Here is a 17470-nt window from a genome sequence, read left to right as displayed (position 1 = left end):
TAATTTGAAGTGAAATAAAAAGGCTCTAAGTGAATACTTAGAGCCTTTCTTTTAAGTGTAAAAAATAGGGTGTTTGATATACAAAAATCAAAGCTTGGCCACGGACTCTCTTACAATCAATGTCGGGGTTAATTTGTGCTTCAATGGGTAGTCGCGTTTATTAATTAACGATAAAACACCTTTTGCAGCTTCTTCTCCCATTTCATGGACAGGAAAATCGACCGTCGATAAGCGAGGACGAATATGCTGGCTGTGAGTATCGTTATCGAAGCCTACGACCGAAAGGTCTCGCCCAATAATGAGGTTTCTCTCTGCTGCTACGTCATATACAGCAAGCGCTATGTTGTCATTTTGACAGAAAATCGCGGTGATCTCAGGGTCTCGGTCTAACAAGCGTCGCGCAGCTTCATGGTTACCTTGATGATCAAAGCGCCCCTCTACAAACAGCCCTGCGTCGTATTCGATACCGAACTCTAGCAAGGCATTTCGATACCCTTGAAAGCGATCTCTACTATCAACTTTACTCAACTGGCCTGTGATACAAGCGACTTTTTTATGGCCGTTCTCAAGTAAGTGCTTCGTTGCAAGGTAGCCACCAAGCTCATTATCAATGTAAATACAGCGATCAGAAATCTCAGGAATAAAACGGTTGAGAACAATCATTGTTTCACTGTCTTTCGCTATTTTGATCAGTTCGTCATCACTGAGCTTGTCTGAGTGAACAATGAGGCCATCCACAAGTTTAGATTGCAAAAACTGGATAGAATCGAGCTCTTTGGTTCGTGATTCCTGGCCACTTGTAACGATTAAGTGAATATTATTTTGGCGAACGGTATCTTCAGCTGTATGCATTAATGGTCCATAGAAAGGCCCATCAAGCGAACCAACTAGCATGCCAATGCTATTTGAACGACTGGAGGCTAGAGCTTGTGCAAACGCATTAGGCTTGTAGCCCAGTTGCTCAATAGCTTTAAATACTTTTTCGCGATTGGCTTCCTTTACCGTAGGGTGACCATTTAATGCTCGTGAGACGGTTGATTGAGAAACTTGAGCAAGTTCAGATACTTCTTTAATGGTGATCAATGGTAGTGGCCTTATCTCTACAAGGAGTGAACTAAGCTATATTACCTTCGTGATCAATAAGAGCCTAGTAATCCAATGATTAATATTTAAAAACTCTGAACTGCTTAACGCTAAATTTGAAGGTTAAGCATGCAAAGTAAGGTCACGAATATTTCCATATACTCGACTAAATATCAAGCAAGCGCTTTCTTTGTGTTGTGGTGAAAGTTAATCTGTTTTTCTGAACTTCGTTGTAAGCTATAAAAAATAGAAGCCTGAGAACAAAGGGGTTCTAGGGTGTTATGCAGATAATCAGGTCATAAAAGCTCTTGGGAATCTACGCAAATCACAACGAATTTTAGCAAAATGTGAAACTCAACAAGAAAGCGCTTTCCTAAGGTGAGCATTGTCTCTTTTTTGAACTATGCACTTTTATATACTCATTTTGAAACGGTCGTGCATGGCATATTGGGTCCATGCTCGCGGAGTTATTCATTTATCGACTTTCTGTTATGGGCTCCGATATTACGTGTCGCCTGCTTAGAAAGTCGTGATACAAGGAGTTGTAATGCAAGATCTAACCAATCAGGTAAAGATATTAACGTCTTTTATTTCTGCCGCTTTGATGTCTGGCTGCACGGCGATAGAGCTGCCGGTATCTGAAAGTGCTGACTTAGCTCAAACTGAAAAACCGATCGTGCTATCCCATGCTCCAGTTACTTTAAGTCCAGACTGGCAATTGGTGTGGGAAGACCAGTTTAAAGGCGAGCAAATAAATAAACGTAATTGGTCATTAGAAGTGAACTGTTGGGGAGGAGGGAACAATGAACAACAGTGCTACACGGATGATCCTAATAACGCATTTGTTAAAGATGGCTTTTTACACATTGTCGCGCTGAAGCAAAGTCATACTGGGCCTGACAATGCCGAAGGTACGATTGGCGGAGCAACTAAAACACTCCCTTATACTTCTGCGAGACTAAGTACAAAAGACAAGCGTGACACCAAATATGGCCGTTATGAAATCAGAGCAAAGTTACCTGGTGGACAAGGTTCATGGCCCGCAATTTGGATGCTGCCAACCGACAATAAATACGGCACATGGGCAGCTTCTGGCGAAATCGATATTATGGAAGCGGTTAACCTAAACACACTTTCAGATGCGGCGGGAGCGAAAAATGATGATCTAGAGAGCCGAGTCTATGGGACGTTACATTACGGACGAAATTGGCCAGACAATGTTTATAAAGGGCAGGCCGCGATATTGCCAAATGGTGTGAACCCAACTGATGGCTTCCATACATACGCGATTGAGTGGGAAGAAGGTGAAATTCGTTGGTATGTAGACAATATTCATTACGCGACTCAAACTCAAGAGGGCTGGTACAGCCAATATGAAGCGGAAGAAGGGAAACTCATTAATGCGAGTGGAGCAGCTCCGTTTGATGAAAAATTTCATTTGTTATTGAACTTGGCTGTCGGTGGGGCGTGGTCAGCGAACGCAAATGATAAAGGCATCGACGAAGGTTTGTTTCCGAAAACAATGCTAGTTGATTCAGTAAAGGTATACCGTTGTAAGGTTGATCGTTGGAAAGGAAAAGGGTGTGCAAGTCGCTCTGAACATGCAATACAAGTGATAGGGCACGAAGCTCCGGAGATCTTAGCAACCGATGATAGTTATGCTGATGGACCAACGTTGGAGATTTTTACCGAAACTCTTAACGCAAGCTTGGCTTATGCAAGTTATGACCCATTGGATATTGTTGACTATCAAGAAGTGACCGAACCAGATCGTGGAACAGTGCTACAAGTGAATAAGAAAGAAGATTCAGGAAATATCTATTTTCGTTCTCCTGTAACAGATGTGACACATTGGCAAGAAACGGGTGAACTGGTCTTTGATTTGAAAGTTGAGAGTATGGCCGACGGGGTTGAACTATTGGTTAAGATGGACAGTGGCTGGCCGAAAACAAGTGACTATACCGTGCCGCTATCAGCAATGAATGAATGGAAGACGGTACGTATTCCAATCGCTGACATTTTAAAGAGAGACAACCGTTTTGCTGGTGGGAATCAAGCTGATCCAACAATGATCACTAACCTTTTAGTGTTTGAGCCTCAAGGGGAAATGAGTTTTAAACTAGATAATATTCGATTTGAAAAGTAAGCCTGTTAACAAAAGGGCTTGAATAAAAGTCTGAATATAAAGGGAACATACAATGTATGTTCCCTTTTTTATTTCGACGATTATTTGAGGAAGACAACCGACGGTGTATTTCGAAACTGGTTCTGAGTGATTGAACGGAGCAATTCGTCTTTAATATGTAAACAGTGACATTTTACTTGGTTCCATGATTGTTCAAACAAAATACTTAACATCTCTATTTTTGTGACTCACGCATAAGAAAGCGCTTTCTTTGGTGGGGTTGATCACGGTTTATATTCACGAGATCGATTTATACTCTTTCCATACCAACTGAGCGGTTAAAACCAATAAGGTTAAGAGTGCATAGTGAATGTGGGCTTAGATTTGATCTTCTTTAAATCTGTTCGATTGGTTTTTTTAAGAAAAATAAAGAAAGCGCTTTCTTTGTGAAAGTATAATTTGGAACATGGAGTTATTATGAAACTTTCTAAGCTTACCCTTGCTTGTTTAGTCGCTACAGCTGGCTTGTCTACTGCACCTGCTGTACATGCCGAAAAATCGGATGGATTTGAATTTCACGGTTATTTCCGTGCTGGTGTTCTATTCAGTGAAAATGATGATTTTAAACGAGCAAAGTTCCCAGCATCTAAAGAGCGTTTAGGTCGATTGGGTGTTGAGTCGGATAGCCACTTTGAAGTTGCACTGCAGAAAAATTTTGAGAATGACGGTGGTCAGAAAATTCGAATAAAAACACGAGCAGCAGCCAACAATGCGGAATATGCAACCAACCAACTTGGTGCTAATGCCGATGCAACCAACAGCGAAATTGGTATGGCAGAAACTTTTGTCGAGTTTGAAGGTGTATCTGAAACCGGTGTTGTATGGGGTGGTAAGCGCTTTTATGGTAAAGACAATTACATATTTATGACCGACTTTTTCTACACGGATATGTCAGGTACTGGTGTTGGTATTGAAGGTGTTGAGCTAGGTGGTAATAAGTGGGACTTTGCTTATATTGCAAGCGATGACTCTGGCGATACAAGTTTCTGGGGTGACAGCAACAACATCATGCATGCACTTCATGCTGGCGTGAACTTTGGCAGTGTTGAGCTTCACGCTATGGCTAAGTATATGCCAGACAATATGGTCGATTTAGGTTTTGGTAATGGCCCAGAAGCATTCGCTGAGAATGGCTATGAAATGACGGCAATTGTTCACACTGAGTCTGTCTTTGGGTTGTCAGATAAAGGCTTTACAAAATACATCGCGCAGGCTGGTAAAGGCTTAGGTTCGGGTAACCTTTTAGGTGGTACTCTTACGACTTACAACACGTATAAGCCTGGTAGCGACTATCAAAGTTGGTTAACGACAGGCACGGGCTGTGGTACGTCTTGTTTGAAGGCTGTTGATGAAAACGATGTATCACTACGTGCTTTAGCATGGGGTGGGTACTTTTTTGAAAATGGTGTGAATATTTTCCACTCTCTTCAAACCCAGTACAACGATTTTGACAATGGCGACACAGACGGCTGGGTATCAGCAATGGTGCGACCAACGTTCCCAATTTCAGAAAACTTCTTTATCGCTACCGAAGTTGGTTACATGTACAACTACGAAGACCGTAATGGTGAGTCAAAGAATTCTTATGATTACAAACTAACAGTAGCACCGACTCTTGTTGTGCACTCTGGCTTCGGTCCATCTCCAGAAATTCGCTTCATGGCATCTTACCTTGATGGTGAAATGCAAGACGGCACGGGTAAAGAGGGTGACTTTGTTGTAGGTATTCAAGCTGACATGTGGTGGTAGAATTATTTACCTTCGGGTCTTAAGTGATATCGAGCATACCGGGGGAGTGGTATGACGGCCTTGCCTTTAGGGCGGGCAAGGCTCTCGATATCCCTATTTATTGCAATAGTTGAGCTCTTTCCTAGCAGCGTATAGGGGTTCATTTATATTGCTATGAGTCTTCCATATTTGAGTTTCATTTCAAATGTGTTCTTGCCAAAGATACTCATCGACCGCTTCGAAAGAAGCGGTTTTTTTATGTGTGGTATATCTAATCTTTTAAGGCTTAAGGGGGAAAGGGTTATGGGAAGCATGTTGCTTTCTAAATTCGCGAGGGCTGCATCCATTTTGGGTCTTAAAACATTTGGAGAAATAGTTGCTGTCAGAAAAGCCGCAAGACTCAGCAATGTGTTGGATGCTTTTGTTGTCGTTTAATAATAAGGTTGCCGAGTGTCGAATTTGAAGGTCTTTGACGTATTGGTTTGGGGATGTATTTAAAAACTGCCTGAATAACCTTTCTAGTTGCCGCTTGCTGATATACGCCGCTTGCGCAATGGTTTCTGTATCTAATCCTACTTCTTTGTAATGATGGTCAATATGTGCGAGAGCACGGCTCAATGCCAGGGTTGTTTTTGGTAAGCTATGGGTCTGTTCTTGATATCGCCGAGAAAGTTCTATCGCAAGTTGCTGCATTGTGCTCGTCAATATGATTTCAAACCCCTGTTCTGCGTTGTCGTATTCCGATTTGATTTGTTGTAGAAGTCCATTGATTCGTTTCAACTGAGAAAGTGATAACGTAAGCTTTGCTTGATATTCAGATGCTTGTCGAGCAATTGGTTCTACCTTGAAAAGTGCTTGATAACCTGGCATTTGACGCATTGAAGGGACCTCAAAAAAAGGCAATGCCGTATCAAACATCAAGTTTACAATCTTCAGTTTATTTACTTCACAAAATCCATGTTCAATATCCCCATTAATAACAAATACATCTCCTGTACTTAAAGGGTAAGTGTGGCTAGCTACCGTATGCTTCCCACTACCACTCACAACTAAGAAAAGTTCAGAAAAGTCATGGCTATGTACGTCAAAGTCGAAATCGTGATGACCATCGACATAGGCAAATTTTATCTGAGGATATCTCTGATGACTTTGGAGTCTAAACTTGGTTTTCATGTCGCTATTTTACCTATTTCTGTCGCTTATTTGGTAGTTACGCGCCGTAGTTAAGATTACTATTTTTTGAACAAAGACAATATTAACTTTTAGAGCGAGAGGTCAAATTTTTGCTCTAAGTAAAAAAATAGTAGGACTTAAAATGAATACTGTGGAAATTCTCGAAGTACAGAAGCAGCTTGCACCCATAAGTCGACAAGCGGCTACTGAAGGCATTGTGCTACTAAAAAATAGTGATTCAATATTGCCATTGCAGGCTAGTGATACAGTGTCTCTTTTTGGTCGCTGTCAGATTGATACCTACCGAAGTGGCACAGGATCTGGTGGAGCGGTGAATGTCCCTTATTCCGTTAATGCATTACAGGGCTTGTATGAGAATCCAAACATCAATCTTAATCTCAGTTTGGTAGAGGTATACCAACGTTGGGTCAAGGACAACCCTTTCAATGACGGCGGTGGTGGTTGGGCAGCTGAACCTTGGTTTCAAGATGAAATGCCTCTTTCAGCTTCTGTTGTGATGGATGCCGCCGCTAAATCTAACAAGGCCATTATTTTTATCGGTCGAACAGCGGGTGAGGATCAAGATAATGCACAGCAGCAAGGCAGTTACAATTTAACCGCGCTCGAAATGCAAATGTTGGAGAAAGTGACGGAACATTTTGATGATGTCATTGTGATACTGAACGTGACCAACATTATTGATATGTCATGGGGAAGCTCACTCAAAGATGCAAGGTCGATCAAGGCAATTTTGTATAGCTGGGCTGCAGGCATGGAAGGTGGGCATGCACTTGCGGATGTTTTATCAGGTGATGTTAGCCCGAGTGGACGTTTGACCGACACTATTGCGCACTCTTTATCTGATTACCCTTCCAGCGTTAGCTTCGGAAATAAAGAGCGTAATCTGTACCAAGAAGATATTTATGTCGGGTATCGGTATTTTGAAACTTTCAATCCTAAAGCTGTTCAATTTGAGTTTGGTTTTGGGCTGTCCTACACCCGCTTTTCCAATCAATTAAATGCGCTAACGATTCTTGGTTCTGACTCTGAACAAGAGTTGGTATTTGATATTGAAGTTAAAAACATAGGTGAGAAATACAGTGGCAAGGATGTTGTTCAATTATATGTTGAAGCGCCTCAAGGCCAATTGGGGAAGCCATCTAGAGCACTTACAGGGTTTGCAAAAACACCCACATTGGCTCCAAATGAAACAGCACGTGTTAAGGTTTCATTTCTTCTATCTTCGTTAGCGTCATTTGATGATATTGGTAAGACGGGCCACCCTAATAGCTATGTACTTGAAGCAGGGGAATATCAGTTCTATTTGGGAGGCAGCGTTCGACAAGCAAGGCTGGTTGACGAAAGCATAAAAGTTGATGAACTAATAGTTGTTGAGCAACTAACGGAAGCTCTGGCACCCGTCACCGCTTTTAAAAGGCTCGTTCCAAAAGAGATAGGGCAAAATGGGGTTTACAGTTGCGACTATGAATCTGTGCCACTACGAAGCGTCGATTTGAGCGAGCGTATTCTAACTGAACTCCCAACTTCGATTCCTTTTAGTGAAGATAAGGGAATCAAGTTGCTTGATGTGAAACAGGGACAGGCGGATATCGAGGCGTTTGTATCGCAAATGACAGTACAACAGCTGGCGACAATTGTTCGTGGTGAAGGCATGTGCAGCCCCAAGGTAACCCCTGGTACTGCTGCGGCTTTTGGTGGTGTATCACCAAGCTTGTTTGATTTAGGTATCCCTATTGTTGCGGCTGCTGATGGCCCATCGGGTATCCGAATGGATAGTGGACACAAAGCATCACAAGTCCCGATTGGCACGCTATTGGGCTGCACATGGAATACAGAACTGAATGAACAACTGTTTCATTTAGTAGGGAAAGAGATGCAAGCCAATCATATTGATACGTTGCTTGGCCCTGGGATTAACATCCACCGTCACCCTTTGAATGGTCGAAATTTTGAGTATTTCTCAGAAGATCCATTTCTCTCAGGGGTAATAGCTGCATCTCAAACTCTTGGTCTTAGATCTGCAGGCGTGTCCGGCACTATCAAACATTTGGTTGCGAACGACCAAGAAACTGGACGATTTAATGTTGATAGCGTGGTTTCTCAGCGAGCGCTCCGTGAGATTCATCTAAGGCCTTTTGAAATAGCGTTAAAACAAGGAGGAGCCTCGAGTGTTATGACCTCCTACAATCCTATTAATGGTCACTGGGCTGCATCCAATTACGACCTCAATACTACGATTCTTCGTGGGGAGTGGGGTTATAAAGGGATAGTGATGACGGATTGGTGGGCAAAAATGAATGACCCAATCAAAGGTGGTTCTGAAAGTCGAAGTTACACATCCTTTATGCTTCGCTCTCAAAATGATCTGTATATGGTTGTTGAGCATGATGGTGCGGAAAATAACGTGTCGAATGACGATACGTTACAGGCGCTTGAAAACGGAACGTTGAGCTTAGGGGAGTTGCAACGAAGCGCGATGAATATTTGTCGTTTTATTATGGACTCTCCAGCAATGGGCCGCCCATTAGCCGCTTTTGATCCAGTTAAGAGCTTTGAGGCGACTCAAAATATGGACAAACAACAGAGTAAAACTGATGGAGACTTTTGCTCTCTGACGGCAGAGCAACGTGCAATAGTATTACCACTTAATATCAGAGAAAACCGTAGCATTGTTTTGGAAGTTAAACAGGCTGGTGTGTATCGATGTGCAGGTATTGTTAACTACGATAGCGGCACCTTGGCTCAATCTGCGTGTAGTTTGAGTCTCAATAACATGTATGCGATGTCTCTATCAGTGAATGGTACTAATGGCGAGACAGTTTCAGTTGAAGGGCTCTCCGTTAAGCTTGATAAAGGCTTTTATTCTTTGGATATTGAATTCATCAAATTAGGCTTAGAATTGGAGCAATTAGAATTTTCGTTTATGCCTGAATAGGACTGGGGGATAACAGTCGTTTATTTAACTCTCATTGCTCAAAAAAGAGGTAAAGTGAGAGAAAATAAACGACTACTTAGAGGCTGAGTTATTGTGCTTTTTGATATTGCTTCATCGCGTCAACAAAGGAGTTTCGCATCCCTTCGATTCCTAATCGCTCAGATTCTTCAACGTAAGTCAGTGCTGCACTAAAATCTCCAGATGAAACCGAGTTTTCTATAAGAGTTTGATAAACCTCTTTCTTATTCAGTGTGTTTTCCGTTAATAAATCTGATTGGGCTACGGTTGATTCTGGAATAATTTGTTGAACTCGTTTTTGACGGTTTTGTTCTTCAACAACGGTGGTTACCGCTGTGAATTTAAAATCAAAGGAGACTTTCCCGATTGCAGAATGGGGGATGGCGTAATCCGTGTTATGAGCGATGTTTGCCTGAATATCGCCAGAACGTATCGCCATATCACTTGGTTTTTCGACAGGAGTTGTTTCTGCGAGTGCTTCGCTGGTTGTGAATACGACCAAGTAAGCAGGAGTCTCGCCGTTTAAGTAACGTTCTTGCAGTTCTATTTGTGCGCCATATCGAGCACCATCAAGCAGGCTAAGTGGCTGGTACTTAATACTTTCATTGCCAATGACATCTAGCGGCTGATAATTTTTGTCTAAGACCAAAAGTGACGGAACGAATGCTGAATAATTAGCATTTGAAGTCATTGAAAAACGAATAGCATCTAGTGTTGTAGGAAGCTTTAGCCCTCCAGCAAAGGATCGGCCAGATTTGAACTCGATTTTAGGGCTTGCTGTGGTGATCGAAACCGATATTTCTTCTGGGTTTGTAATGCTTTGATATTGAATGTTACTCAGGGTTTCGCAGCAGTTTTCGTTGTTTTGTAGCGACTCTAGCCCCGGAGAAGTTTTGTGATAGCTAACCGGTGACTCTGTCACTGTTGAGCAGGCGCTTAGTGCGAATACCGCTGGTAGTATTGCTAAATATTTCATAATTTACTCACAGTAAAAAAGCATATCTGATTCAGAGTACTTAATTGATAATAGTGACACACTACAAGAAAGCGCTTTCTTTTTGAGTGACGGACAACAAATTTAGAGAAATACTTGCCAATAATTGATACGAATTAGGTAACAGATTGTCGTTGAACTGTTACCTAGATTGAAAGCTAACGAGAAACCGAACTTAATAATTGAGCAAAGCGATCCCAGGATTTTTGGTCAGCTTCTTGTTGATAGTTGTTTGAGCCGAAGACGGTAAAGGCATGCGGCGCACCACTGTAGGTGATCATTTCATGCGGAACTTTGGTTGTTTCAAGCTGAGCGGCGAGGCTGCCAAAGTCTTCCATTGAGATCATGGCGTCAGCTGTGCCATGGAACACGACAACAGGAGCTTTTGTCTCAGAGTAGTCTTGTCCTTTCGGTGTTGATAAACCGCCATGGAAGGTGACATAAGCTTTGGATGGGATACCCGCACGTGCGGCTTCTAAAACGGCTGCGCCACCAAAACAGTAACCCATCATCACGTTATTATCTAAGTTACCACCAAGCCTTTTCGCTTCCATTGCTCCCGCGCTAAGTAGCGCACGCATTTTTTCTCTGTCTTTATACAGCTCGCCGGTGTGTTGCTTTTTATCTTTCACTTCGGTCGGGCGAATGCCTTTACCAAATAGGTCGATGGCGAACACGTTGTAACCTAGCTCGTTGAGCATCTCAGAACGTTTCTTTTCGTAATCGGTTAAGCCATCCCAGTCGTGTATTAGCAGCACCAAAGGCGCTTGGTCACTGGCTTCACTCCAATAACCTTCGTAATCCATCCCATCGACTTGGTAAGTGACGTTTTCTCCTGATATCGCAGAGAAGGGCAGTAAAACTGAAAATAGGCCGAGCGTAGTGAGTGTTCGCATGCGTAATTCCTTTCGATGACAATTGACGTTCCAATCGAAAGTATAGATAACGCGATGATTCTCGCCAGATTTCTGTCTCTAACTTGAAATGTAAGGCAGGGATAACAGGTGGCTATTGCTGACAAACAGCCATCGATAGGGAGCGCGATGGCTGTTCATGATGCGCTGAGAAACTCTCAGTTCGCAGAAACGCGGGGGGTATTAGAGGAGAAAAGAACGGATTACTACCAAGTAGCGTTATCAGCGGTGTGACTACTTCGAAGTTCTGGGTACTTACGTTGATAGCGCGGCAACATCGACTCATTACCTAAGATGCCGCCTTGATGGATATAGATAATGGTTTTGGTTGGGTTGTTATCTTGCCATCGTTCTAAACATTGCCACATCAATGGGTCGTAGAGCAGGTCGAATTCAATATCCGTTTGTTCTTGTAGATCCAACCAGGTTTGATAGTCCTGTTGATACAGCTTACCAAAGTGATGTTTGGTTTCGAGTGGCAGTATTTGTGGATGATCGGATTCGCCAAGCTCATTAAATTGTTGTGTTAGGTAGCTATTACCGCCAACACACGCACAGGTTAACACCGGGATGTTGTGCACTTTTAAATGCTTATGTAGATACAGAGCCGTACTGCCGGTGCCTGCTGGTAGTGCAACCACGAAATCGTGTTTGTTTTTGAAACGCGTCCAGCTGAGTATTTCCATCGCCAGTTGCTTCACGCCGTATTCAGAAAGCTGAGAGCGTCCACCTTCAGGCAATACAATACACTGAGAATCTGGCTGTCTTATTTGCTCAATATACTCCTGTGGATGAAGCTCAGAGCCTGTCTCTTTGACTGAAATTACCTTCGCGCCAAGGTCTACTGCACCACGGTAATTACCTATTGGGCGTTCTAGTAGCCACTGGGGAAGGTGGTCGACGTAGAACTCAAGCGTCCAACCTTTGATCTTTGCCAGTGCCGCGAGTGAGAACAGAGAGTTAGCCTGCGCAGAACCATAGCTGATCAATGTTGTAGTTTCTGGGTGATCGTCTTCCAGCAGCTTCATGAATTTGCGGGCTTTATTGCCGCAAAAGTGGGAGTGCAGCTGATCGTCACGCTTTAAGAAAAAGGTGTGATCGTTAAATTGATGTTGAGTTACAGGGCTATTATTTAGTTTCATCGCACTTAGACAAAATGCTGACTCAAGAGCCAGCATTTATAGTTCAAATAGGATAACGAGTATCTAGTAGCTAGGGACCGCTGTAAACCAACTAAATCAAGTTTTCGTTCGATATTGAGCTTCGAACTATGAACTCATTTACTCTGGGGTGGATGCGGATAGATCGGTTTGAAAGGTGATCTTAGCGGTACATCCACCACAGCTGCGATTGACCAATTCAAAGCCCCATTGGAAGCGTTGACACAAGTCCTCGACAATCAATAAACCTAACCCATGCCCATTTGGATTGTACTGTTCTTGGAGGCCTTCTCCTTGATCTTCAATCACAACACTCTCTTGGGACAGAGTGACCGTTACGGTGCCACTATTGGTCGCTGCAATGGCATTTCTCAACAAGTTTCCGACTAACATATTCATTATCGCGCTGGTGGCTTGAATGGTGGGTTCGGATTGAACATGCATGGAAATTTCGACGTCTTTCTCATCTGCCTGTGCTGAGTTTTTTGAGACGATAGCCTCTAACTCTTGTTGGCTAAACAGTCGCAGTGGCGCATCGTCACTGTTTCTTTCGTAACGCACGAGGCCGAGTAGGGCATCGACCATTTCTGACATCTGGATAATGGCTTCATCAATGCGCTCAACCTGACGAGATTGAAATTCCGTTGTTTCGCTTCTTAATAGCAATTTATTCGCACCACGAGCGACCGTTAGTGGGGTTCTCAACTCATGACTTGAATAACGAGCAAAGGCTTGTTCTCGTTTGAGTAATGAATTAATTTCACGACGATATTGATTTAGCTGATCAGTTAATTGGCGAAACTCAACGGCGGCGTCATCACTTACACCGAACTCTTCACTTAGGTTTAATTTATTTGTCTCAAGTTGCTCTGAAAGTAAGTTGAAAGGTTCTATCAGTCGTTTCGATAATCGATAGAGCAAAGCGCCAAAGCTAAAAATTAAAATGGAAAGTAATGTTAAAACGAATGTTGTTGCGTACACCAATTCGTCATGACTAAACTCGACGCGGTCAACTTCAGATAAAAGGATGATTGGATAGGTTTTCCCTTTGTCAGAATACTCACCGACATACACCATTCGTGAATCAGGCTCTTCTCCGACCTCACCAACAAAGCTCTCTTTACCTTCAATGTATTTCCGGTATTCGATAGGGATGAATGAAGGGTCATTGTATGCCATGGTAAGACCATCGATGCGAATTTTACCACTCTCCCCTGACTGAAATTGCTCGACCGCATAGTTTCGGTCAATCAAGATACGTCTTTCGCCCACCCGGTCTTCTGATAGATAAAGTGCAGACATAAACACTATGTAGGTAAAGACCGAGACAATGATCGCCATTGCCCCAAAGAAAACCGCTAGGCGGCCAGTTAGAGTTTTAGTGCTAGTGAGAACGTTCAAAATCAATTTGAAGACTCCAAACGGAATCCTACTTTAGGGACAGTAATCAACATTTGGGTGTCAAAAGGCTTGTCGAGTTGATTACGCAGCTGATAGATATGGCTACGTAACACATCGTTGTTGGGTTCGTCTTCCTGCCAAAGCTTGTAGGAAATATCTTCACGAGTCACTACTTCAGGTGCTTTTTGGCACAGCATCTCAAGGATGGTGTAAGTGGTTGGGTTAAGTGCGAGCAGTTTGTCTTTACGGTAGGCTTTACGGGTTTTTTGATCAATGGTGAGTTCATCAAACTGAAGCTTAGAAGAAGCCACTTTTCCTCGGTAACGACGAACAAGCGCTTTCATTCGGGCTTCCAAAATATCCAAATCAAAAGGTTTGGTTAGATAGTCATCGGCACCATGCTCAAACCCTTTCAACATGTCATCTCGGCTATCTAACGCGGTAAGCATTAGAATAGGCGTTGCGTTGCCTTGGTCTCGCAGTTTATTACAAACTGTGAGGCCGTCCATTCTTGGCAACATCAGATCCAATATGATGATATCAAATGAGTTTTCCAACGCGAGTTGCAGGCCGAGTTCGCCGTTGTCCGCATAATCGAGTTCCATGCCAATACACTCAAAATAATCAAACAAGACACCTGCGATTTCACGGTTATCTTCGACTAACAGAACTCGTTTCATTTTGATTCTCATACAGAAATAGACGGTAACATTATCCTGAGTGAGCGTGAAAAATATGTCAATAACATAACTTTCACTTATGGGAGGGTAGATTGGATTCAGATTAAAAAAATAGAAGAACGTATTATGTCTGAACTTCATATAAGCCGCCCTAAAGTCTCCACATCGCAGATCAACCCTGCGGTTTCTCTGTCTATCATTGTGCCTTTTTATGATGAACAAGAGGTATTGGAAGAGTTCCACTCTCGCCTTACCAAGGTGCTTGATAGCTTACCCATCAAGAGTGAAATCGTTTATGTCGACGACGGTAGCAAAGACAGCAGCTTGGAGTTGGTGAGCTCATTCACTTCAATCAATAGCTCAATTTCTGTTATCGGTTTAAGCCGTAATTTCGGCAAAGAATCAGCGATGAGCGCAGGCCTTGAGCACTGTCGGGGACAAGCGGTGATTTTGCTAGACGCTGACTTACAAGATCCACCTGAGCTTATCCCGCAAATGATTGCTAAGTGGCGCGAAGGTTATGACGTCGTCAATATGCAGCGTAGCCAGCGCGACGGTGAAACGTGGTTTAAGAAGTTTTCAGCGGCGAGCTTTTATAAAGTCATGAACGTGGCTGCGAAAATCGATGTTCCAGAAAATGTAGGTGATTTCCGATTGTTAAGCCGAGAGGTTGTCGACCATATCAACCAACTGCCTGAACGTAATCGCTACATGAAAGGCATTTTCTCATGGCCGGGTTTCAGACAAGCGACGATCCAATTTAAACGTGATGCTCGCTTCTGTGGCGAGACCAAGTGGAACTACCTCAAGTTAATCGGTTTGGCGATGGATGGCATCACCTCATTCTCTATCCGCCCGCTGCGTATTGCGACGGCCGTTGGTGGTTTAGTCGCGCTTACTGCTTTTGTGTATGGCGTCTTCATCGTGTTTAAAACATTGATGTTTGGTGAGCCGATCACGGGTTACCCATCAATGATGGTCGTTCAACTTGCCCTTGGCGGCATTCAACTTTTGAGTATTGGTTTAATGGGGGAATACATAGGTCGTATTTTCATTGAAACCAAGAACCGTCCTTTGTATTTGATCCAATCCGTGGTTGATACCCCTGCATTAAAAACACACTTTAAATTAGAGGAGTCAGCATGAGCCTGAACCGAACGCACCTATGGTATTTGTTGGCTTTTGCATTGGTTCTAAGGCTTCTATCTCTGGCGACTTATCCGTTAATGGATACTACGGAAGCACGCTACGGTGAAATGGCTCGCTTGATGGTAGAAACCGGCAATTGGTTAACCCCTCAATTTGATTACGGCATCCCTTTTTGGGGTAAACCACCGTTGTTCACATGGATGAGCGCAGCGGGGATTGAGCTGTTTGGTTTGAGTGAGTTTGCTGTGCGTGCGCCACACTGGCTAGCCGGTTTCGCGACGATTCTGTTGGTTGCGTACATGGCCAAGCGTACCGGACAAAGTGCCTTGGTGGCGGCTGTGGTATTGGCGACATGTGGGATTTTCTCTATTGCGGCGGGTGCTGTGATGACCGACATGGCGTTAACGTTAGCGATGACCATTGCCATGTTAGGTTTCTATCTATGTTGGTTAGGAGGAGAGGGTTCGAAGGGAGAAGTTAATGCGAAGACTAATCGATCTTGGGGCTATGTTGGTTTCATTGGTTTAGCACTAGGCTTGCTGGCAAAAGGGCCAGTAGCGATTGTCATCATGGGTATCGCAGTTTTCCCTTGGTTGGTATTACAACACGGCTTCTTTGGTGCTTTCAAAGCGCTTTGGCAACGTTTCCCATTTTTGTCTGGTTTAGGTGTGATGTTAGCGATTGCTCTACCTTGGTACATCATGGCTGAAATGGCAACGCCGGGCTTCATCGACTACTTTATTGTTGGCGAACACTTTAAGCGTTTTGTTGTGAGTGGCTGGGAAGGTGATCTGTACGGTTCTGCTCACGACCAAGCACGAGGTATGATCTGGGTGTTCTGGATTCAAGCCGCTGCGCCGTGGTCGATTGTGTTGCCTATTTTGACTTTTGCTCGTCGTAAGAAAATCGCAGAAGTTAACGCTGAACATAATGGTTTTTTTTCATTCCTTGTGTGTTGGTTGTTCTCTCCTCTAATTCTTTTCACCATGGCGGGTAATATTCTTCCTGCGTATGTGTTGCCGGGTATTCCGGCCCTTGGCTTGTTGGTTGCTATACTCATAATTGAAAAAGATAAGAAGTGGTTTTCGAGTGTGGCTTTGGTGCTACCTGTGCTGTTAATGATTGCGATGGTCTACTTGAATTTAGGTAAAGCGAACGAGAAGAGTGACCGTATTATCTTTGAACAGATCACCGATTCATCGCCAAGTTTTTATGTTGGTAAACGACCGTTCTCTGGGCAGTTTTACAGCCATGGGCAAGCAAAAAAACTGCTTGATATCGAACAACTAGATGGCATCGACAAGTTCTATTTGATTGGTAAAAGATCTGAAGTGGAAACCAAGATTAAAGAGAACGCGTTAACCTGTATTTTAGAGCCGACGGTGAAAATAAAGCGTGCTCTATTCAGTTGTCATAGCCAAAACATTAAACCAAATTTATCGTTGAGTCATATTCAAAGTGGCAGCGATGTTCAGCGTTAACTCGGGGTTACGAATGTTCAACAACAAGCTTCAAACGCACAGTCAGAGGTTACAGTCCCACCACAAGGTGGTTCGATTTGCTGTGGTTGGTGTTGGCGGGTTTGTTGTTGATTGCTTAGTGTTTGCATTGATGCATTACGTTATTGGATTGCCCTTAATGACTGCGAGAATTGTCTCCTTCATTGCAGCCGCAACAACAACGTGGTTTGGTAATCGAGTGCTGACCTTTGAGTTCAAAGGGCAGGGTAGTTGGTCAGAGAAGTTGATTCAGTGGCAAAAGTTCATGTTTTCCGCATCGATATCGGCGATACCTAATTTGCTGTGCTTTAAGCTGATGACTGAATTACTGCCTGCGTTTACTGGGGCAGTGTTTATTGCCATGGCAGTTGGTATCTTGGTAGGCATGGTCACTAACTATCTGTTTAGTCAATATTGGGTCTTTACCCGTTAGAATCCCTTGTAATCACATAACCAAGTGAAACCTTTGGGTAGTTCATTTGTAACAGGTACAAAAAAGCGCAGCTAAATAGCTGCGCTTTGTATTTTTA

At 43.3% G+C, this 17470-nt stretch carries 13 protein-coding genes; 6 read left to right on the top strand and 7 right to left on the bottom strand.

All coding sequences use genetic code 11. The features are described 5' to 3' along the window. Window positions 1-87: 87 nt before the first annotated feature. Window positions 88-1083 carry a LacI family DNA-binding transcriptional regulator gene (locus AC3CH3_RS09680; protein ID WP_019821076.1) on the bottom strand — a complete coding sequence of 332 codons (996 nt, stop codon included), beginning with the start codon at window positions 1081-1083 and terminating at the stop codon, window positions 88-90. Between the two features lie 547 nt (window positions 1084-1630). Here AC3CH3_RS09680 and AC3CH3_RS09675 point away from each other — a divergent pair. Beyond that, window positions 1631-3229 carry a family 16 glycosylhydrolase gene (locus AC3CH3_RS09675; RefSeq protein ID WP_488537052.1) on the top strand — a complete coding sequence of 533 codons (1599 nt, stop codon included), beginning with the start codon at window positions 1631-1633 and terminating at the stop codon, window positions 3227-3229. A 456-nt stretch (window positions 3230-3685) separates the two neighbouring features. Next, on the top strand, window positions 3686-5017 hold the full coding sequence (locus AC3CH3_RS09670) for a carbohydrate porin (protein WP_488537051.1): 1332 nt from the start codon (window positions 3686-3688) through the stop codon (window positions 5015-5017). Between the two features lie 258 nt (window positions 5018-5275). Here the strand turns inward: AC3CH3_RS09670 and AC3CH3_RS09665 are convergent, their stop codons facing one another. Then, window positions 5276-6169 (bottom strand): helix-turn-helix domain-containing protein, encoded by an 894-nt coding sequence (locus AC3CH3_RS09665; RefSeq protein ID WP_488537050.1) that lies wholly within the window; start codon window positions 6167-6169, stop codon window positions 5276-5278. 142 nt (window positions 6170-6311) lie between these two features. Here AC3CH3_RS09665 and AC3CH3_RS09660 point away from each other — a divergent pair, with 142 nt between their 5' ends. Continuing rightward, complete coding sequence (locus AC3CH3_RS09660; protein WP_488537049.1) at window positions 6312-9125, top strand: glycoside hydrolase family 3 protein; 2814 nt, start codon at window positions 6312-6314, stop codon at window positions 9123-9125. 88 nt (window positions 9126-9213) lie between these two features. Here AC3CH3_RS09660 and AC3CH3_RS09655 read toward each other — a convergent pair whose 3' ends face one another. The 5 genes from AC3CH3_RS09655 to AC3CH3_RS09635 form a co-directional block, all read right to left on the bottom strand. Further along, on the bottom strand, window positions 9214-10119 hold the full coding sequence (locus AC3CH3_RS09655; protein ID WP_488537048.1) for a MalM family protein: 906 nt from the start codon (window positions 10117-10119) through the stop codon (window positions 9214-9216). 176 nt (window positions 10120-10295) lie between these two features. Beyond that, complete coding sequence (locus AC3CH3_RS09650; protein WP_488537047.1) at window positions 10296-11033, bottom strand: dienelactone hydrolase family protein; 738 nt, start codon at window positions 11031-11033, stop codon at window positions 10296-10298. Between the two features lie 224 nt (window positions 11034-11257). Next, a complete protein-coding gene (locus tag AC3CH3_RS09645; RefSeq protein WP_488537046.1) occupies window positions 11258-12193 on the bottom strand; it encodes a pyridoxal-phosphate dependent enzyme in 936 nt (311 codons plus the stop codon). Between the two features lie 138 nt (window positions 12194-12331). Beyond that, window positions 12332-13618: a sensor histidine kinase gene (locus AC3CH3_RS09640; protein WP_488537045.1), complete on the bottom strand. Its 1287-nt coding sequence runs from the start codon at window positions 13616-13618 to the stop codon at window positions 12332-12334. Beyond that, window positions 13615-14292: a response regulator transcription factor gene (locus tag AC3CH3_RS09635; RefSeq protein ID WP_029405344.1), complete on the bottom strand. Its 678-nt coding sequence runs from the start codon at window positions 14290-14292 to the stop codon at window positions 13615-13617. The genes AC3CH3_RS09640 and AC3CH3_RS09635 overlap by 4 nt, the downstream gene beginning before the upstream one ends. 126 nt (window positions 14293-14418) lie before the next feature. On the opposite strand from AC3CH3_RS09635, the gene AC3CH3_RS09630 reads away from it, so the two are divergent. Genes AC3CH3_RS09630 through AC3CH3_RS09620 form a run of 3 tightly spaced genes read left to right on the top strand, consistent with a single transcriptional unit; the run spans window position 14419 to window position 17373 of the window. Then, entirely contained in the window at window positions 14419-15438 is a 1020-nt protein-coding gene (locus AC3CH3_RS09630; RefSeq protein WP_019821096.1) for a glycosyltransferase family 2 protein, read from the top strand. Continuing rightward, complete coding sequence (locus AC3CH3_RS09625) at window positions 15435-16922, top strand: ArnT family glycosyltransferase (protein WP_488537044.1); 1488 nt, start codon at window positions 15435-15437, stop codon at window positions 16920-16922. The genes AC3CH3_RS09630 and AC3CH3_RS09625 overlap by 4 nt, the downstream gene beginning before the upstream one ends. Then, window positions 16909-17373: a GtrA family protein gene (locus AC3CH3_RS09620; RefSeq protein ID WP_372204227.1), complete on the top strand. Its 465-nt coding sequence runs from the start codon at window positions 16909-16911 to the stop codon at window positions 17371-17373. Before AC3CH3_RS09625 ends, AC3CH3_RS09620 begins: the two co-directional genes overlap by 14 nt. The last annotated feature ends 97 nt before the right edge of the window (window positions 17374-17470 follow it).

Source organism: Vibrio sp. QJM3NY_35 (assembly GCF_057785915.1).
Note: the sequence above shows the minus strand (reverse complement) of the source record. Positions and strands in the feature narration are given on the sequence as shown.